This is a genomic window from Ligilactobacillus sp. JN-6 (Y).1, assembly GCF_058111525.1.
In genome coordinates this window covers 2,181,705-2,199,449 of the sequence record NZ_CM176599.1, presented here as the reverse complement: position 1 = coordinate 2,199,449, position 17,745 = coordinate 2,181,705, and the positions used below count along the sequence as shown (strand labels likewise).

Genomic DNA, 17,745 nt, shown 5'->3' with positions numbered 1-17,745 from the left:
TAAGAGAAGAGGTAGTATAAGACATGGCTAATGGTATCCCACAAAACCTGTTGGATAGGATCAATGAACTAGCTCATAAGAAAAAGGAAAGTGGCTTAACCAAAGAAGAACAAGAAGAACAACAACGTTTACGTTCAACCTATTTAAGTAAGTTTCGTGAAAATTTTCGCAGTCAGCTCGAAATGACACAAGTTTATGACAAAAAAGGCAAAGAGGTCACACCAGAGAAAGTCAAAAACATCCAAAGAAAACGTGGTTTACGTGACGATTAAAATTGTTGCTGGTTAGGCTTGTGCGGCCCTTATTCAAGTTAAGTATTTGCGAAGTTACCAGCCCCTATAGTGTTAGCTTTTGATAATAAGCGAAGTCTGATGGTTGCAGCGCTGAAAAAGGGACAGGAATTTATTCGCCCCCTTTATTTTTTTCAGTTAATTGTGTAAACTTAATTAGGTAAACAAAAGTAAAGGAAGGGAGTAATTGATAATGTCCACACCAGTATGGATCGTAATAGTCATTATCGCCTTGATCGTAGGGCTCGTAGGTGGTTTTTATGGTGCTCGTAAGTACATGGAAAGCTATTTACAAAAGAACCCGCCAATCAATGAACAAATGTTACGACAAATGATGTTACAGATGGGTCAAAAGCCTTCAGAAAAGAAACTTAATCAAATGATGACATCTATGAAAGCTAACTACGGGAAGAAAAAATAAAATCATTTTTACTAAAAAAGCCGGGTAATGACCCGACTTTTTATTTATCGTTATTTATCTGAATGTTTTGATACGTCAACGTATTTAAAGTTGGGATCGATCTCTTGGTCCAATTTTTCAAATGCTGTCTCAATTCGACTCAGCAGTTCATTTTGATATTCAGTGGTCATTTTTGCTTTGCGATCAAGATAGATCGGATCACCAAACGCAACAGTAACGCGTTTACGTGAAAAAAGGGATTTTAGGGAGAGTGGGCCTTGATAGACTGTTGGCACGATCGGTACTCCTGACAGTTTAGCGATCAAAGTAACGCCACCTTTCATATCTTGAGAATGGCGGGTCCCAGAAGGGAACATGATCAATGAAACATCACGTTTACGCAACCATTTAACGGGGGCCTTGACTGCCGATGGGCCAGGATGGGAACGATCAACTGGGAAAGCATTGGCGTGGTTTAGGATAAAACGTAGTATTGGGTTTTTGTATAACTCTTTTTTAGCCATGAAGGAAAATGGTTTTGGAGAAGCGGCCAAAGCAAAATAGATCATATCGAACCAGGCACGGTGGGGCCCAACTACAATATAATTTCCCTTGGGGAGTTTTTCCTTGTTAAGATAGTGGCTGTTGCCATTGATAATGGCAAGAACTATTCGAGCTACGACCCGAATAAATGAATAGAACATCGCAGTGACATTCCTTTCTAAAATAGTATTATTACAAATAATATTACATATTTATTATAAAAGTTGCAAGTTTCGTTGGAAGAAAGAAAGTGATAAAAATGAAAATTGACCCACGATTGAAAAGTGGAGAAAGGGTAGATGAACTTTATGCTAATGAGATTAAGATCATTCAAAGTGCGGATGTTTTTTCTTTTTCTTTAGATGCGGTCTTATTGGCTGATTTTGCTCGTCCAGTGTTGAAACAAAAGGGGCAGATCGTTGATCTTTGTTCAGGTAACGGAGCAGTTGGCTTGTTTTTGACTAAAAAAACGCGGGCACATATCACCCAAGTCGAAGTCCAAACACGCTTAGCGGATATGGCAAAACGTAGTGCGGTATTAAATGATCTGGCTGACCAGATTTCAGTTTTGAATATGGATCTTAAAGATCTGTTACAAGAAATTAAGAAAGATTCGGTTGATACAATAACATGTAATCCGCCATATTTTGCAGATCGACCGACTAGTAAGAAAAACCCTAATCCTTACTTAGCAATAGCGCGGCATGAAAGTACCGCGTCCCTGGCAGACATCATTATGCTTATTAGCGGTCTTCTAAAAATGGGGGGCAAGATGTTTATGGTTCATCGCCCAGAAAGGTTGCAAGAAATTTTTAATTTATTGCAACGTAATAGGATGGTCCCTAAAAGGATCCGCTTAGTATATCCTAAAAAGACTCGCGAAGCTAATATGGTTTTGATCGAAGCAATTAAAGATGGTCGACCTGGGGGCTTAAGATTTGTTCCGCCTGTAGTTGTTTATGACGAGCAAGATCAATATTTGTCAGAAGTAAGAAGGGTTTTGTATGGACAAAAATAACCAGTATTTTTTTTACGTATTATTATGCGCTGACAAAACTTTTTACGGCGGGTTTACTACTGATCTAAAGCGTCGTTTGGATGAGCATAATTCAGGAGTCGGGGCAAAATATACGCGGGTCCGTAGACCAGTCAAAATGATCTATCATGAAAGATTTGTTAGCAAGTCATTGGCTTTAAAGGCTGAATATGCCTTTAAACATCAGTCGCGGTCTAAAAAGGAAAGCTTTTTGCTGGAACATGGTGTTGACCTAGAAGGTAGTAAGTAGCAAAAAAGCTTAAGAAATTTACTTTTATGTGGTAATGGCATCTTGTGTCACGTATAATATTTAACATGTTGTATTTCTAATAAATACGATTATCAAAATTTAGAGGAGTCTTATTACTATGAAAATGATCGCGTTTTCTGTACGAGATGATGAAGAAAAATTTTTTAAAGAATGGTCCGCTCAAAATAATATTCAAGTTGATTTGATCAAAGATCCTTTAACAGACCAGACTATGAATAAGATTGCCGGCCATGATGCTATTTTAGCCTTGCAAACAGGAAGTTTTCCCGCTTCTATGTTTAGTAGAGCTAAGGAAAAAGGCATCAAAGTTTTTTCGCTCCGAAACGTCGGTGTTGACAATGTTGACCTTAAAGCAGCTACAGATAATGATATTGCAGTAACTAATGTCCCTGCGTATTCACCGACAGCAATCGCTGAATTTTCCGTGACTTTATTATTGCAATTGCTTAGAAAAGTTGAAACTTTCAGAAAACGAAGCGTAAATCAGGATTTTCGATGGGCAGGTAATGTTGGTCAGGAGATCCATGATAAGACGGTCGGAGTGATCGGTACGGGACGGATCGGCAAAGCAGCTATTTCTATTTATCGTGGTTTCGGTGCGAAGATCTTAGCTTATGATCCTTTTCCAGATCCCAAATTAGCCACTGAGGGTATCTATGTTGATACCAAAGAAGAATTGTATCATCGTGCTGATATTATTACTTTACACATGCCTGCTTCATTAAAAGATAAACACATGGTCGATGCACAGGCTATTTCAGAAATGAAAGATGGTGTTTACTTGATCAACACTGCGCGTGGGCTTTTGGTAGATACAAAAGCCCTGATCGCTGGTATTCGGAGTGGCAAGGTCGCTGGTGCTGGTTTGGATACGTATGAAAATGAAAGTCCGTTGTTTAATCATGACCTTAGAGGTAAGAAAATCGAGGATCCTTTATTCAATGATTTACGGTCATTAGAAAATGTGCTCGTAACACCGCATGTTGCTTTTTATACAGATACTGCTGCCCAAAACATGGTGCAACTTTCTTTAAACAATGCAAAATCGGTTATTGAAACAGGCACAAGTGATTCGATCGTCAATGTTGTTCAATGATCTCGTACAAATATTGTGTGTACAGTTGGTAAATAATTTGGACAAGCATCTTAAATTTTATTGCAATTAGCAACGTAATCATTTACAATGAAACAAGTGCCTTTTTGGCGCTTAATTCACACCTTGCATGCTGGGTAAGTGGTGCTTAGCTACTAAGTTCTTGCCAAATGAATGCAGGGGAGGAAAAAACTATATTTGGAGGTATTTAGTAATGGCAGTTATTACTATGAAACAATTGCTTGAAGCTGGTGTTCATTTTGGACATCAAACACGTCGTTGGAACCCTAAGATGAAGAAGTATATCTTTACAGAACGTAATGGTATCTACATCATCGATTTGCAAAAGACCGTTAAGTTGATCGATAAGGCTTATAACTTTATGAAAGAAACGGCTGAAAATGATGGTGTTATTCTTTTCGTTGGTACAAAGAAACAAGCACAAGACTCGATCGAAGAAGAAGCAACTCGTGCAGGTCAATACTACGTTAACCATCGTTGGTTAGGTGGCACTTTGACTAACTGGGATACTATCCAGTCACGTATCAAACGCTTGAAAGACTTAAAGAAAATGTCAGAAGATGGCACTTTTGATATTTTGCCTAAGAAGGAAGCAGCTCAGTTGACCAAGGAAATGGAAAAACTTGAGAAATTCCTTGGCGGTATTGAAGATATGCCTCATCTTCCAGATGCAGTCTTTATCGTTGATCCACGTAAAGAAAGAATTGCTGTTAAGGAAGCTCAAAAATTGAACATTCCAATCGTTGCCATGGTCGATACAAACGCTGATCCTGATGAGATCGACGTTAAGATCCCATCAAACGATGACGCTATTCGTGCCGTACGTTTGATCACATCCAAGATGGCAGATGCTATCATCGAAGCAAATCAGGGCGAAGAAAATGAACAAGTTACCGAAGAAACATTCGGCAAAAAAGATGAAAAAGTAGATTCCATCGAAGATATCGTTGAAGCTGTTGAAGGCAACAATGATCACAAAGATGCTGAATAGTTAATTTCAACTTAGGCTGTCTTAGATGTTGGGTAAGTTTGCCTAATGGTCTGAGGCAGCTTTTTTAAAGAAAATATTTAATAAGGAGGCCATTGAGTTATGGCAAAAATTTCTGCTTCTCAAGTAAAAGAATTACGTGATAAAACAGGTGTCGGTATGATGGACGCTAAAAAAGCATTAGTTGCAACAGAAGGTGACTCTGCAAAGGCAATTGACTTTTTACGTGAAAAAGGTATGGCAAAAGCTGCTAAAAAGACCGATCGTGTTGCTGCTGAAGGATTAGCTAATGTTGTCGTTTCAGGTAATACTGGTGTTATCGTTGAAGTTAATGCAGAAACAGACTTCGTTGCACAAAATGCTCAGTTCAAGGACCTCGTTCAGCATATTGGCGAAGTTATCTTGGAAAACAAGCCCGCTGATGTTGAAGCTGCATTGGCAGTGAAAACTGACAAAGGTACTTTGAATGATGAACTGATCGAAGCAACTCAAGTTATTGGTGAAAAGATCAGTTTACGTCGTTTCCAGATCGTTGAAAAAGAGGATAGCGATAACTTTGGGGCATACTTGCATATGGGTGGTTCAATCGCTACTTTAGTAGTCGTAGCCGGTGCTGATGAACAGACAGCTAAGGACGTGGCTATGCATGTTGCTGCTATCAATCCGCAGTACGTGAACCGCGAACAAGTTCCAGAAGAACAAGTTGCCCATGAAAAAGAAGTTTTGACTGAAGAAGCTAAAAACGAAGGCAAGCCAGAAAAAATCATCGAAAAGATGGTCAGCGGCCGGTTGAACAAATACTTTGCTGAAATCACATTGGATGATCAAGACTTCGTTAAAGATTCAGATCAGACTGTTGCTAAATATGTTGCATCTAAAAACGGTAAGGTCAAGAGTTTCATTCGTTTCCAAGTTGGTGAAGGGATCGAAAAGAAGCAAGAAGATTTTGTTTCAGACGTTATGAACCAAATCAAATAACAAAAAAGGAAAGCTTGCGAGCTTTCCTTTTTTGTTGCTTATTTTTAAATCTTTAAGTCTAAAGGACGCAACCACTTTTGCGGGATCGAACGATTTTGCGCTAGGCTGCGATCCTCTTTCATGATCACTTGTCTAGCTGCAACATATGAAACGAATTCGTTTAAGTCGGCTTGCGAAAGTGCACAAAGATTTTTTTGATAGATCAAACCAATAATATCAACAGAGTTGGGGTGAAGCAAAGCTGGATCTAAAAAGGTAGTGAACTTTTTTAATTGCTGACTTTGTTCGATCTGAACAACGATGCTCTGGGCCTGATTTGGCAACTTAGTTGCACTAAAGAACTCGTCAAAAGGATAAAAGGCTTGCAGCAGCTGCAAGTAATTTTTATCCCAAATGATTGGCCGATCGTTTTGTTTTGCCGTTTTATCGTAGCGATGTAAGCGTTCCGGATCAAAGGGCGACAGCAAGGCCGTCAAAGGTTGGTCTGGCGGATTTTTAGAAATAAATTTTTGTAACATTTCTTGCATACCATTTTCCGACAGAACATTTTTTTGTCCTGGAAAAGATGCGATTTTTGAGCCTAAAACCAAAGTATCCACTTGTTTTTCACGAAAAGCTTTCTTCCATTTTTTAATGCGCTTTTTGTGATTACCACGACTGTAAAATGAATCACAGTACCCTAGAGAACCTTGATGACTTTGAGCTGTAAGAGCCAAACTTCCAAATTGACCATCATCATTTGAAAAAGCGAAGATTTGGATATCTCCCAATTTTGTAGGAAAATTATAAGGTAAGATTTTTAGATCTGCTTGAACGTGTTGTAATAGACCAACCTTGATCAACTTTTGAATTAATTTGAAAAGCTCAAATGACATAAAGATCGGACTGGCATTAGAATAATTGGCAAGCAGATCTAAAGTGTCGAAGTCAAGATGAGTCAGTATCACATAATCATGACTTTCTAGATCAGTAGCATTTTGCCAGATAGGGTCACAAAGGATCCTGGTCGTCTTTGAATTCAAAGCCAAATAATTGTTAGGCAAATGATTCACCACCCTTAATAAAGTTTACAAATTTGCATCAGTTTGGAAGTTTAAGACTGATAGATCAGTTGAAGCACTAACCAGTTCACTGATCAGTCCCTGCATTTTGTCTAGGGCTAATTGCTGCATTTTGATGCTTTGCTGGGTCAGATATTCCGTACGACTTGTGCTACTTAGAGTTAATGCTTTACGATCGCTTTCATGCAATAAATTACTGAGTGAGATATTCGTATCTTTTTGGGCATCCTTTAAGAAGCCTTGGAGTTCAGTATAATGGCCATCAACTAGGACACCAACAAGTTTATAGACCCAATATGCCGAATCACTGCTATATTTTTGTTGACCAACTTTATATGCTGAATGAATATCTGTTGTACCAGCATAAGTAGGGACAAAGACGCTTTCGGCTGTCACACCCATTGCGAGCCAATGAATACCAGCTATTTCAACCGGTAGGTCTGGTCGGATCTGCAAAATATGTGATTCTTGTGTTTTTGCGAGACTGATCGGTCTGAACTTTTGTTTTTGCTCCTCAGTTCCAAATCCTAGCGGATCATAAGGAGTGTCTTGAAAATGTGAACCTAAGACATATTTAAAATCATCAAGATCTAATAACCTGTCTGCTTTTCGAATAAAGGGCAGCTCTTGACTCATAGGATCTTGCTTTATTTCTGGGTTGAATATTTTTTGACCATACCATACACGCGGCGTACTGTAGATCTCATCTGAAAGATCACGGGTACCAAAAATATTTCTAAAATTAAAACTGCTGGGTTGCGGGTTCAGGTGATTTTCAGAAACAAACATCCGGATATTTTCAGCATACATAAAATCGTCCGTTTGTGAAAAATCAACTTCTTGAATCGCTAGTTGGTTAGCAACTACTGCGTATGAATCATCTGGTATGCGTTGCGCGACCCACTGATGGCCACTACCGCTTTCTAAATACCAAACTTCTTCATGATCGGAAAACAAGATACCGTTACTTTCACTGCTACCGTAGTTTTCTATTAACTTACCTAGGCGAGCAACTCCTTCACGCGCCGTGTGAATATACGGTAAAACGACTGTCAGCATCGCTTCTTCACTTATACCATCTTTAACGAGGGGGTCATACCCTAAGACACGTTCATTCGCATAGGCACTTTCTGTGGCACTCATGGCAACACCGTATTCATTGATCCCATCTTCTTCGAAAACACCAAATTTATCTGTCCATTCAGGAGTTGCAGAATATTTGGCACGGACCTTCGGCAAAGGAAGTCTGAAACCATTGTCCGGCGAAACAAATTCTTGAGGATCCGTATATTCTTTGTGTAAGTGGATCTTCATATTTTTTGGCCAGGCACTTTTTGAGTCTTCATTTCTTGCAATAATTGTTGATCCATCGATCGTTGCTTTTTTACCGGCTAAAATGCTGGTACAAGCAGAAAAATCATCTTTATTAAATGGCATTATTTTCTCCTTTGTTACTTAATATGAAAATGTTTTGAAAAAATAACAAGACATTTACAGTTACAGCTATTTTATCATAAAGTTACTTGTTGTAAGTTAACGAAGCGCTATTTTTTGGACTTAAGTAGTTTGTGTAGTGTTATATATTGCTTTTTTACGTGACTTTAAGTATGATACAGAATAAAGAAATTAATGGATTTAAATATTCTATAAGTGGTGGAGGTCCTTTATTTGCCTGATAACTTACAAACAAATCAAGCTGGTCATGTACAAATTGGTGGGGTAGACACCTTAGAGTTAGCGAAAGAGTATGGTACACCAGTGATCGCCTATGATACGGGGATCATCAAACAAAAGATTTCTTCTTTTAAACAGGCTTTTGTCAATGCTGGAGTCAAGCATCGGATCGTGTATGCCAGCAAAGCTTTTTCTTCCCTAGCGATGTATCGTCTCTTAGCAAGGGAAGGAGCGGGTTGTGATGTTGTTTCTGGCGGCGAATTATATGCGGCTCTAAAAGGTGGGATGGACCCGGAAATGATCGAATTTCATGGTAATAACAAGACACCTGCAGAATTAGAGTATGCTGTTCAAAAAAATGTTGGTTGCATTGTAGTCGACAACTTTCATGAAATTGAACTTTTGCGGGCAATTTGTGCACGGCAAAATACATCGGTTCGAGTCAGTTTACGTGTAGCACCTGGTATCGAAGCCGAAACGCATAAATATATTTCAACGGGGCAATCCAACTCTAAATTCGGCTTTGATTTAGATTCAGGGCAAGCAAAGACAGCTCTGAAACTTCTGCTAAAAGCTAAAAATCTAGAAGTTTTTGGTGTTCATTGCCATATCGGCTCGCAAATTTTTGCGGTCGCCGGTTTTGAAATGGCAGCTGTTAAAATGATTCAACTCTTGAGACAATGGAAAGAAGAGTTGAATTTTGAAGCCCGAGTTTTAAACTTGGGTGGTGGTTTTGGAATAAAATATTCAGAGGCAGACCAACCTTTGCGACCTGCAGAGTTTGTCGAAGCGATCATACAAACCGTTCGAACTGAAGCACAAAAAAACGAGCTAGCATTGCCTGAGATCTGGGTCGAGCCTGGGCGATCTTTGGTCGGTGAAGCTGGGACTACACTTTATCGAACAGGTTCTAATAAAAGCGTTCCTGGGATCTGCAACTTTATTGCGGTTGACGGTGGCATGGGTGATAATATTCGTCCGGCACTGTATGGGGCCAAATACACCGCTTTTTTAGCTAAAGATCCGTATGCCCCACGGACTCAAACAGCTACTGTTGTTGGGAAATACTGTGAATCTGGTGATGTTTTGGTTGCTGACCAGGCCTTGCCAGAAATTCAGGCTGGTGATATTTTAGCGATCCCTTCTACAGGAGCTTACGGTTATTCGATGGCTTCCAATTACAATCGTAACGGACGGCCAGGCGTTGTTTTTTGTGAAAATGGCAGCTCCAAACTGATACTTAAGAGAGAAACCTATGAGGACATGTTACATTTAGAAGTGGAGTAAAAAACGTAAGAGGTAAAACAGCGGAGTTGTTAAAATGACAGCTCCGTTGTTTTTTAGAAAATATTAAATTTTCATAATAGTTAAAGGGCAAGGTATCGTTCTAAGTACGGGGCGATCCCATCGTGATCGTTATCAACTAGTGCTGTTTCATTTGACGGAGCCGCATTTTGCATAGCGACTCCGATCCCTGCATAGCTGAGCATTTGTACGTCGTTTTGTTCATCGCCAAAAGTGATGATATTTTGTTGAGGATATCATAATACTGCAAAAGAAACTTAAATGGCTTTTATAAATGACTTCGAGCTCAACTTTTATGCACTTACAAATCACTTTTAGTTTAAAATTTAAACGAGGTTTAAATCAATAAGGATGTATAATTCCTTCTATCTTTGCTATAATTTATTGTGATGAGTATTGGAGGGGAGCGGATGATCAGCGTTAGTGAAAAACAGGTTGCAGGATTACCAGTATTAGAAGTAGTAGATGCTTCTGCTACTGATAAAAAGTTACCTTTAGTGGTGTTTTATCATGGGTGGACTAATTGTAAAGAAGTGGTTTTAACTCAAGGCTATGAACTGGCAAAACAAGGTTTTAGGGCTATTTTACCAGAAGCGTTATACCATGGAGTACGTGCTGAAGGTAAAGTGACGGATCATTTTCTTTCCTTTTGGGAGATCCCAGTACAATCTGTCAAAGAATTTACCCAGCTTATCCAAGCCTATCGCCACAGAGATCTAATATTAGATGATCTGATCGGTGTTGGTGGTTTTTCAATGGGTGGAATAACTACTTGTATGTTAATGGCTGTCAATAAAACGATAAAAACAGGAGTCGTTTTATCTGGGACGCCACAGCCTGTGGAATTTTGTAAGCAGATATTGGATTCATTACCTGCTGATATTGAAATTTCTCCGGAATATAAAACTTCACAACTGAAAATATTAGAACAATATGATCTTTCGCTACATCCAGAAAAAATCGCCAACCGTCCGTTACATTTTTGGCATGGCGATGCGGACGAAAAGGTCCCATATGTTTTAACTGAAGATTTTGGAAAAGCTGTCGAAAATAAATCTGCTGCTACTAATGTGACTGTCCATATTAGTCAGGGTGCTAAACATAAGCTTTCTTATGATACGACGCAAGAAATGGTGCAAGAATTTAGTAATTATCTTAAATAAAGGAGTCTGAAAAATATGCAAGAGCAAGCTAGGACCACCAAGGAGATCAAAGATGATATTATCGCGCACTTGCAAACTGTGATCGATCCAGAATTAGGCATAGATATTGTAAATTTGGGATTGATATATAATGTTGATTTAGAAGATGATGGCACGTGCTTGATCGACATGACGCTAACGACTATTGGTTGTCCGCTGACTAATATTTTGGCGGATATGGTCGAGTCTGCCTTAAAAGATGTGCCCGAGATCAAAAGCGTCGACGTTGATTTCATCTGGGAACCTCAATGGACGATCGACAGGATGACACGGTATGCAAAGATGGCTTTAGGCATCCATTGATTTAAAAGGAGTTAACGGATTTGTTTAGAAATAAAACATTTTTAACATTTTTAAGTGCTTGTATCGCTTTTTTTGCCGTGTTTATTTTTTTCAAGATCCAACAGCGTGATGTGGTGATCAAGTTAAATGACCATAACTTATCGATGGATACCTTTCAAGTTCAGCTAAAAAAAGATTGGAGCGCCGCAAAGATCGATCAGAAATTGAATGATTCTGAAAAGGTCGATAATGTGCAAGTTCATTACCGCCCGCATGGTTCAAAAAAATTAACATATTTTTATGGGAAGGGTTCGTATGCGACACCGCCGATGGTATCTGGAACCTTTTTTTCTGAGAATGATTTTGCCTCAGATCTCAGTGTAGCAGTTGTAGGAAAAAAATTGGATAAGAAGTTATATAAACCTAAAGACCAGCAATACCTTAAGCTTAATGGAAGATATGTACCAGTCATCGGCATTATGGGTGAAAAGATCAGTTCCGATTTAGATAAGCAAATTTTTATTGCACCATCTAAAGAAAAATTACAACAGATGAAAGCCTCACAGTACGATATTATGATAGATGGCGACAAGGGTCTGGAAGCAAGTGCGATCGAAGCGGTTTTACCGGTCAAGGATATTCACAAAAGTCATTCACAGCAATTTGTTATGACAAAATGGGAGTGGGCTACTACCCATTGGCTCGAATTGATAGCACTGCTGGTGATTTTTGCAATAATGCTTGGTGAAGTGTTTTTATGGCGCGCTGTTTCACGCAGATTCTATGCAGGGGCGTTAAGGTCCGGAGCAAAAGCAGTCCAACTAGCGTTGAATGAGTGGGCTGCGTATTCGTTATTTAGCGGCTTGGGTCTACTTGCAGGGACGTTTATCGGATGTTTAACATTTAGTATTCAAAATTATGTTGCGTTGATTTCTTACTTGATACTTTGCTTTGGAGTCACAAGTTTAACATTTAATTTAGTTATAAAAAGGGATATTAAAAAAAGTAAATGAGGTTACCGCAAGAATTTATACACAAATATCAAAATTTATTAGGTAAAGACGCGGATGCCTTCTTTGCTAGTTTTGATCAACCCTCAGAAAAAGGGTTTCGGATCAATCCGCTTAAAACTGACCCAGAAAACGTTCAGTATTCGTTAGCTGACCCTGTTGAATATACTCAGTACGGATATTATGGTTCTGTGAGTGGCAAATCTTTAGAACATCAAAGTGGTTATGTTTACAGTCAGGATCTGAGCGCGATGTATGTTGCGGAGAATGTAAACATTGATCCTGCAAGCAAAGTGCTTGATCTTTGTGCTGCTCCGGGTGGTAAATCAACCCAAGTAGCGTCCTTGATGAACAACCGGGGGGCTATTAGTTTCAAATGAGATCAACCGTTCGCGTGCTAAAATCTTAGCTGAAAATGTTGAACGGATCGGAGCAAAAAATGTCGTTGTCTTAAACGAATCACCTACTAACTTAGAAAAAGACTTTAACGCATACTTTGATCAGATCCTAGTTGATGCACCGTGTTCGGGTGAAGGTATGTTTCGCAAGGATCATCAGGCAGTTTCATACTGGAGTGTTGATTATCCGAAACAATGTGCAGCCAGACAAAAAGAGATCCTTGCTTCTGCTTACCGGATGTTGGCTCCAGGTGGGTCGATAATTTATTCGACCTGTACTTTTGCACCGGAAGAAGATGAACAGGTCATAGAGTGGGCATTGCAACAGTATCCTAGTCTACAGCTCCAACCATTAAAAAGATATGCGGGGATGGATGAAGGGAGACCTGATTTTGCTAATGCTGATCCAAACTTAAGCCAAACTGTCAGACTTTGGCCTCATCATTTTAAAGGCGATGGTCATTTTATTGCAAAGCTAACAGATACTCGTCCAAAACAAACGGAAGTTTCGGGCAAAAAGAACAAAAAGAAAAAAGGCCGTCCACGTAATGGACTAACTAAAGAACAACTTCAATTATGGCAGGAATTTGCTTCAGATCTATCGGCTGAATTTAATTTTTCGCCAGCTGATTTACGTTGTTATGGAGGTCACCTCTATTTCTATGACCATTCTTGGCCAGATATTTCTCGTTTAAAGTTCATGCGTCCAGGACTTTTGTTAGGAGAGTTTAAAAAGAAAAGATTTGAGCCAGCGTATACCTTGGCCTTGGCTCTACAACCACAAGATTACGTGTATTTTTTAGAAATTTCACACGCCGATTGGGCCAAGTATGTTCATGGTGATACTATTTCTCTGGTTGATAACTGCGCGGCTGCTCAAGCAAATGGTTGGAAACTGCTTATTTGCGAAGGTAAGCCTTTTGCCTTTGGCAAGCTTGTGAATGGGACTGTGAAAAATTTCTTCCCCAAGGGGCTGAGATTTGAACCATGATCGTTAATTGTATAATGCAAAACAATATGTAAATCTACCCATAAAAAAACGCTATAAACCAGTTTATGTCTGATTTATAGCGTTTTTGTGTTATGCAATATTTATTGAAGCTGCTGTTTGAAGGCTAGCAATTCACTCGATAGGATGATCTTTTCATTATGCAATTCAGAAATGCTTTTGCAGCCTAACAAGAGCATAATTTTTGCGACCTGAATTCGTAGATCTTTGATCAACTGGTCTAACCCTTCGTCACCTTGTTTGATCAAAGTATGGAGCATCAGACCGGATATGCCGACATTATCGGCTCCTAAAGCCAAACATTTAACAATATCCAATGCAGATCGGATACCACCAGAAGCAGTGATAGAAAAGTCGTTTGAAAATTTTTCAACGGCTAGCAGTGACTTGGTAGTTGAAAGTCCGGCGTCTTTTAAGAAAGAATACTCTTTTCTGTGCCGACGTTGGTTTTCGATCGCTATAAAATTTGTACCGCCATAACCGGCGATGTCGATGTATTTTACACCGATCTTTTGCAATTTAGTCAAGGTTTTCGGAGACAGCCCCATTCCGACTTCCTTTATGATCACTGGAACAGGGCAGCGGCTAATAATTTCGGTCAACTTGTCAAACCAGTAAAAGCTGCGGTCTCCTTCGGGCATAACTAGTTCTTGTGCCGGGTTTAAGTGTATCTCCAACGCCTGAGCTCCGGTCATTTCGATCGCTGATAAGGCATCATTGATACCGTGTGAAGCTCCTAAGTTCGCGATCACAAAGCCCTGTGGGTCCTCGTCACGTACGACTTTGAAAAAGCGAGCTGCATCTTTATCATGGAGAGCAACGCTTTGCGAGCCAGTTGCCATTGCGATGTCATTGGCTTGTGCGATCTTAGCTAAACGACGGTTGAGCTTACCTGTCTCCGGACTTCCGCCGGACATTGCGTTGATAAAAAAAGGAGCCGAAATAGACCTCCCAGCTAACTTGGTTGAAATGTCGATCTCATCAAGTGATAACTCAGGAAGACTATCGAAAAACAATTGAACTTCGCTTAAATCATTAGAAGCATTTTCTTGGTACAGCTTTTCGGCAATGATGACATGTTCATCTTTGCGGTGTGCCTGAATATCCATGCTGTAACTCCTCCCGGACTAATCGACTACGTTATGCACCTTTAAGTTTAATGGTTCTATTCCTTCTGCTTGCCATTTTTGATAAACGTTCAGCGGGTCGATCAGTTTGTTCAAAGCAACGATCCCACAGTCACCACCGCCTGCACCAGAAGATTTAGCAACTCCGCCAAAGGACTCTGCAATTTCGATCAGTCGCTTTAACTTAGGTGTTTCAAGCTCTAAATTGCTGAATTTTGCCATTTCTTTTAAACTTTCACGGTTTTGTTTTAACCCCTGGTGTATTTGCTTTAGTGAACCGCGACGAAAGCCATTGATGATCCTTTGTAAACAGGCTTCGCTTTCTTTCAAAAAGAGACTGTATTTGGCCTTTTTCTCTGCTTTCTTTAACCCAACAACGTCAACGAGTTGAGAGGTCGAAGCAGGTGAACCAGTCCAACCGATCAAAAGATTAAGGTCAACTGGTGCCTCCAAAGGCTCAATTTTTAACTGTGGCCACTTCAAGTTCACTAGTTCGTTCAAGGAATATTCTTTGCGTGCCAAAGTCAACCATTCTCTGTCAAAAGAACGATAGGCAATATAACCTCCATATACACTAGCTGCGATATCACCAAGAGAACCATTCCCTTGGACTTCAAAATGAGCGATAGCAGCTAATTTGAAAAGCTCGTCTTTTGCAACGGGCAGTTTGTAAAAAGCACACAGTGCCTTAACGGTCGCGACAGTTACAGCGGCAGATGAACCTAAACCATATTTTTTACCATCCGGGCTATCAAGCTCACTGTCGATCTTTAGATGATAACATTGCATTTTTTTGCCTAAAGATTGCGCATATTGTTCAGTGATCTTGATCCCAGAAAGGATATAGTGAAAAGGATTATCACGGTTATCAAATATCATTTGGTTTCCTTGTCTTTTCCAGTAAAGCGATTCTTCCTGGTATTGCCGCGAGATAATAGACCCATAGTCACGACTCTCTTCAACGGATACATGAACAAATTGGTTTAATGCTACTAGTATCGCGGGATAACCGGTCTCAACGACGGCGTACTCACCCGCTAGGTAAAGTTTGCCGGGGGCTTTGACCTTGATCAAATAAATCAGACCCTTTCAGGATATTATTTCTTAATTATCTAATAGTTCAACTCCAGGACCAGGAGCCGTAACAAGCAAGTGATCACTGGCAAAATAACGGTGTAACTGTTCTAATATAACATCAAGGTCTTTGTTTTTACAAATAACCTTCACATTTGGTCCGGCATCCATCGTATAGTAACATTTTATGCCAAGATCTCTGAGACCTTCAACAGCGTTCATAGCTATCAGACTTTCAGGCTCAAAGTAATTGAAGTGAGGAGAAGCGCTTAAGTTTAGAGCGTGCATTTTTAAGGCATTGCTTTCGGCGATCCTTCCAAATTTTTCAAATGAATCGTCTTTTAGTGCAATTTTAATGTTCTTTAAATCTTCTTTAGCTGTTGAGACCCAAGCAGGATAAAAAGGCGAAGTCTCAACGACATTTTGCATCCCAGCACGAGATGATATTTTTTTGGGACGGGGATCGATGACGATTGCGATCATTCTAACGTTCCAATCATTACTGACTTTTACCGGACGAGCATAGGAACTTTCATCGTCATAACCGGCGACCCACTCAACAAAGTTACCAAAGATCGAACGTGTAGCCGAGCCCGAACCACGACGTGCAAGACGTGAAAGTTTAGTTTTAGTATATGATTTTCCGGCGGCTGCAGTTGCCGCTAATGCCAAGGCAGCGTATGCCGATGCTGAAGATGCGAGTCCAGCAGCGGTCGGAACGTGATTGGTCGATTTGATCTGGGCATAAGAAGCAAGTCCGGTAGTTCGACGAACATGATCCATGAACGTCGAGATCTTAGGGTCGATTTTTTGTTCACCATTTAAAAAAAGCTGATCTTCGTGGAGGCTTGATAAGTATTCGACTGAAGTGTCTGTGTAAAACTTATCCAAGGTCAAGGAAAGGGAATTATTCATGGGTAAGATCAAGTCTTGATCCTTCTTTCCCCAATATTTGATCAACGCGATATTTGTATGTGCGCGAGCAGTTGCTTGCAAAGGTTGCATTATAGACCTCCAATTTCAGATGATAGTGGCTGGATCCAATATTTTGTGACACCGTGTTTTTGCAAAATATCTCCTAACTTCTCAGCCGTTGCACGGTTTTTAGTCAAATTGATAAAACAACCGCCACGCCCCCCACCGGTTAATTTGCTGCCAAGTGACCCGTTTTGTAAGGCTAGGGCGATCAGATCTTCTAGATTCTGACTGCTGACACCGATCTTAGTTAAATGACTCTGTGCCATGGTTAGAGTTCTGCCTAAACCATAGATGTCATTTTCGGCCAATTGTTTTCTAACCGCGGTAGACAATCTTCCTAACTGTTCAAGGTGATCATTTGTTTCTTCTGGCGCATGATTTAAATTGTCCTGGACTATCTTGATTGCTTTGCCGGTTTGTCCTTTAACACCGCTGTCACAGATCAACAAGTAGGCATTCATGGTGATTGGCAACGGGACTAATTCTCGTTGTCTGATCAACCAGATCGGGTTTTCACTAGCCGCTGTCGCAGCATCTAATCCACTAGGGTTTTTATGAGTATCTGTTTCAGAAATGTTCGCGAGGCGCAGTGTTTGACTATGTGTTAACTGAAGACCAAATGCATCATATAAGCAACGTATGATCGCAATTGCAACCGCAGCAGAAGAGCCCATCCCACGTTCTGCTGGTAACCGACTCTTTATTTTTAAAATAAAACTACTTTTTTCTTGGTGCTCCTGCACTAGTATAGTTTTTATTAAATGTAGCAGTCCGTTCATGGCAGGGGGCATTTTGTTGATTGGCCCGTCAAAATAAGAACTTTTTAAAAGTTGGCTTCCATCTTGTGTAAAAAATAATTGTGCTTCGGCTTGGATCGTTGTTAAAGGAAGGGCAATCGCGGGCTGTCCGTATACGACCGAATGTTCACCTATCAAAATTATTTTTGCGTGACTATGGCCGATGCCGTCTGCCTTTTGTTCCATAGTTAGTTAAACTTCCTCTCAC

General features: G+C 40.0%; 19 protein-coding genes and 1 pseudogene. 12 read left to right on the top strand and 8 right to left on the bottom strand.

Annotated features, from left to right (window positions below):
• The first annotated feature begins 23 nt into the window (after positions 1-23).
• Positions 24-272: a DUF896 domain-containing protein gene (locus AC3XNE_RS10260; protein WP_489831972.1), complete on the top strand. Its 249-nt coding sequence runs from the start codon at positions 24-26 to the stop codon at positions 270-272.
• 211 nt (positions 273-483) lie between these two features.
• The gene (locus AC3XNE_RS10255) at positions 484-711 is read left to right on the top strand and encodes a YneF family protein (RefSeq protein ID WP_489831971.1); all 228 of its coding nucleotides are present in this window, start codon (positions 484-486) and stop codon (positions 709-711) included.
• Positions 712-761: 50 nt separating this feature from the next.
• Here AC3XNE_RS10255 and AC3XNE_RS10250 read toward each other — a convergent pair whose 3' ends face one another.
• Positions 762-1,394, bottom strand: coding sequence for a lysophospholipid acyltransferase family protein (locus AC3XNE_RS10250; protein ID WP_489831969.1), 633 nt, complete (start codon positions 1,392-1,394; stop codon positions 762-764).
• A gap of 98 nt (positions 1,395-1,492) precedes the next feature.
• On the opposite strand from AC3XNE_RS10250, the gene AC3XNE_RS10245 reads away from it, so the two are divergent.
• The 5 genes from AC3XNE_RS10245 (at position 1,493) to tsf (ending at position 5,620) form a co-directional block, all read left to right on the top strand.
• The gene (locus tag AC3XNE_RS10245; RefSeq protein ID WP_489833406.1) at positions 1,493-2,251 is read left to right on the top strand and encodes a tRNA1(Val) (adenine(37)-N6)-methyltransferase; all 759 of its coding nucleotides are present in this window, start codon (positions 1,493-1,495) and stop codon (positions 2,249-2,251) included.
• Positions 2,238-2,519, top strand: a complete 282-nt coding sequence (locus AC3XNE_RS10240) for a GIY-YIG nuclease family protein (protein ID WP_489831968.1) — start codon at positions 2,238-2,240, stop codon at positions 2,517-2,519. Before AC3XNE_RS10245 ends, AC3XNE_RS10240 begins: the two co-directional genes overlap by 14 nt.
• A 118-nt stretch (positions 2,520-2,637) precedes the next feature.
• Positions 2,638-3,636 (top strand): D-2-hydroxyacid dehydrogenase, encoded by a 999-nt coding sequence (locus tag AC3XNE_RS10235; RefSeq protein WP_489831967.1) that lies wholly within the window; start codon positions 2,638-2,640, stop codon positions 3,634-3,636.
• A 211-nt stretch (positions 3,637-3,847) separates the two neighbouring features.
• On the top strand, positions 3,848-4,645 hold the full coding sequence (gene rpsB, locus AC3XNE_RS10230; RefSeq protein WP_489831965.1) for a 30S ribosomal protein S2: 798 nt from the start codon (positions 3,848-3,850) through the stop codon (positions 4,643-4,645).
• 99 nt (positions 4,646-4,744) lie between these two features.
• Positions 4,745-5,620: a translation elongation factor Ts gene (gene tsf, locus AC3XNE_RS10225; protein ID WP_489831964.1), complete on the top strand. Its 876-nt coding sequence runs from the start codon at positions 4,745-4,747 to the stop codon at positions 5,618-5,620.
• A gap of 44 nt (positions 5,621-5,664) precedes the next feature.
• Here the strand turns inward: tsf and AC3XNE_RS10220 are convergent, their stop codons facing one another.
• Together AC3XNE_RS10220 and AC3XNE_RS10215 are read right to left on the bottom strand one after the other, a co-directional pair.
• Positions 5,665-6,672 carry a hypothetical protein gene (locus AC3XNE_RS10220; protein WP_489831963.1) on the bottom strand — a complete coding sequence of 336 codons (1,008 nt, stop codon included), beginning with the start codon at positions 6,670-6,672 and terminating at the stop codon, positions 5,665-5,667.
• Positions 6,673-6,687: 15 nt separating this feature from the next.
• Complete coding sequence (locus AC3XNE_RS10215) at positions 6,688-8,118, bottom strand: C69 family dipeptidase (RefSeq protein WP_489831962.1); 1,431 nt, start codon at positions 8,116-8,118, stop codon at positions 6,688-6,690.
• A 231-nt stretch (positions 8,119-8,349) separates the two neighbouring features.
• On the opposite strand from AC3XNE_RS10215, the gene lysA reads away from it, so the two are divergent.
• Positions 8,350-9,642: a diaminopimelate decarboxylase gene (gene lysA / locus AC3XNE_RS10210; RefSeq protein ID WP_489831960.1), complete on the top strand. Its 1,293-nt coding sequence runs from the start codon at positions 8,350-8,352 to the stop codon at positions 9,640-9,642.
• 80 nt (positions 9,643-9,722) lie between these two features.
• Here lysA and AC3XNE_RS10205 read toward each other — a convergent pair whose 3' ends face one another.
• The gene (locus AC3XNE_RS10205; protein WP_489831959.1) at positions 9,723-9,845 is read right to left on the bottom strand and encodes a hypothetical protein; all 123 of its coding nucleotides are present in this window, start codon (positions 9,843-9,845) and stop codon (positions 9,723-9,725) included.
• A 225-nt stretch (positions 9,846-10,070) separates the two neighbouring features.
• Between AC3XNE_RS10205 and AC3XNE_RS10200 the strand changes: the two genes are divergently transcribed.
• The 4 genes and pseudogenes from AC3XNE_RS10200 to AC3XNE_RS10185 all read left to right on the top strand — a co-directional run bounded on the left by AC3XNE_RS10200 (position 10,071) and on the right by AC3XNE_RS10185 (position 13,543).
• Entirely contained in the window at positions 10,071-10,823 is a 753-nt protein-coding gene (locus tag AC3XNE_RS10200) for an alpha/beta fold hydrolase (protein WP_489831958.1), read from the top strand.
• Between the two features lie 15 nt (positions 10,824-10,838).
• Positions 10,839-11,165 carry a metal-sulfur cluster assembly factor gene (locus tag AC3XNE_RS10195; protein WP_489831957.1) on the top strand — a complete coding sequence of 109 codons (327 nt, stop codon included), beginning with the start codon at positions 10,839-10,841 and terminating at the stop codon, positions 11,163-11,165.
• A 20-nt stretch (positions 11,166-11,185) separates the two neighbouring features.
• A complete protein-coding gene (locus tag AC3XNE_RS10190) occupies positions 11,186-12,157 on the top strand; it encodes an ABC transporter permease (protein ID WP_489831956.1) in 972 nt (323 codons plus the stop codon).
• Positions 12,154-13,543, top strand: a pseudogene (locus tag AC3XNE_RS10185) (RsmB/NOP family class I SAM-dependent RNA methyltransferase). Before AC3XNE_RS10190 ends, AC3XNE_RS10185 begins: the two are co-directional and overlap by 4 nt.
• 101 nt (positions 13,544-13,644) lie before the next feature.
• Here the strand turns inward: AC3XNE_RS10185 and fni are convergent.
• From fni to mvk, 4 genes are read right to left on the bottom strand one after another with little or no spacing between them, the layout of a single operon-like run.
• Positions 13,645-14,670, bottom strand: coding sequence for a type 2 isopentenyl-diphosphate Delta-isomerase (fni, locus tag AC3XNE_RS10180; RefSeq protein WP_489831955.1), 1,026 nt, complete (start codon positions 14,668-14,670; stop codon positions 13,645-13,647).
• A gap of 18 nt (positions 14,671-14,688) precedes the next feature.
• Entirely contained in the window at positions 14,689-15,762 is a 1,074-nt protein-coding gene (locus AC3XNE_RS10175) for a phosphomevalonate kinase (protein WP_489831954.1), read from the bottom strand.
• A 30-nt stretch (positions 15,763-15,792) separates the two neighbouring features.
• Positions 15,793-16,767 (bottom strand): diphosphomevalonate decarboxylase, encoded by a 975-nt coding sequence (gene mvaD / locus AC3XNE_RS10170; protein WP_489831952.1) that lies wholly within the window; start codon positions 16,765-16,767, stop codon positions 15,793-15,795.
• The gene (gene mvk, locus AC3XNE_RS10165) at positions 16,767-17,723 is read right to left on the bottom strand and encodes a mevalonate kinase (RefSeq protein ID WP_489831951.1); all 957 of its coding nucleotides are present in this window, start codon (positions 17,721-17,723) and stop codon (positions 16,767-16,769) included. The genes mvaD and mvk overlap by 1 nt, the downstream gene beginning before the upstream one ends.
• Positions 17,724-17,745 lie beyond the last annotated feature (22 nt).

Excerpts from the sequence above, each read along its gene's own strand:
- mvaD (WP_489831952.1), bottom strand. The coding sequence starts at position 16,767 with ATGCAACCTTTGCAAGCAACTGCTCGCGCACATACAAATATCGCGTTG.
- AC3XNE_RS10235 (WP_489831967.1), top strand. The coding sequence starts at position 2,638 with ATGAAAATGATCGCGTTTTCTGTACGAGATGATGAAGAAAAATTTTTT.
- AC3XNE_RS10250 (WP_489831969.1), bottom strand. The coding sequence starts at position 1,394 with ATGTTCTATTCATTTATTCGGGTCGTAGCTCGAATAGTTCTTGCCATT.
- AC3XNE_RS10195 (WP_489831957.1), top strand. The coding sequence starts at position 10,839 with ATGCAAGAGCAAGCTAGGACCACCAAGGAGATCAAAGATGATATTATC.
- rpsB (WP_489831965.1), top strand. The coding sequence starts at position 3,848 with ATGGCAGTTATTACTATGAAACAATTGCTTGAAGCTGGTGTTCATTTT.
- AC3XNE_RS10215 (WP_489831962.1), bottom strand. The coding sequence starts at position 8,118 with ATGCCATTTAATAAAGATGATTTTTCTGCTTGTACCAGCATTTTAGCC.
- AC3XNE_RS10205 (WP_489831959.1), bottom strand. The coding sequence starts at position 9,845 with ATGCTCAGCTATGCAGGGATCGGAGTCGCTATGCAAAATGCGGCTCCG.
- AC3XNE_RS10200 (WP_489831958.1), top strand. The coding sequence starts at position 10,071 with ATGATCAGCGTTAGTGAAAAACAGGTTGCAGGATTACCAGTATTAGAA.
- AC3XNE_RS10255 (WP_489831971.1), top strand. The coding sequence starts at position 484 with ATGTCCACACCAGTATGGATCGTAATAGTCATTATCGCCTTGATCGTA.
- AC3XNE_RS10245 (WP_489833406.1), top strand. The coding sequence starts at position 1,493 with ATGAAAATTGACCCACGATTGAAAAGTGGAGAAAGGGTAGATGAACTT.
- mvk (WP_489831951.1), bottom strand. The coding sequence starts at position 17,723 with ATGGAACAAAAGGCAGACGGCATCGGCCATAGTCACGCAAAAATAATT.
- fni (WP_489831955.1), bottom strand. The coding sequence starts at position 14,670 with ATGGATATTCAGGCACACCGCAAAGATGAACATGTCATCATTGCCGAA.
- AC3XNE_RS10240 (WP_489831968.1), top strand. The coding sequence starts at position 2,238 with ATGGACAAAAATAACCAGTATTTTTTTTACGTATTATTATGCGCTGAC.
- AC3XNE_RS10260 (WP_489831972.1), top strand. The coding sequence starts at position 24 with ATGGCTAATGGTATCCCACAAAACCTGTTGGATAGGATCAATGAACTA.
- tsf (WP_489831964.1), top strand. The coding sequence starts at position 4,745 with ATGGCAAAAATTTCTGCTTCTCAAGTAAAAGAATTACGTGATAAAACA.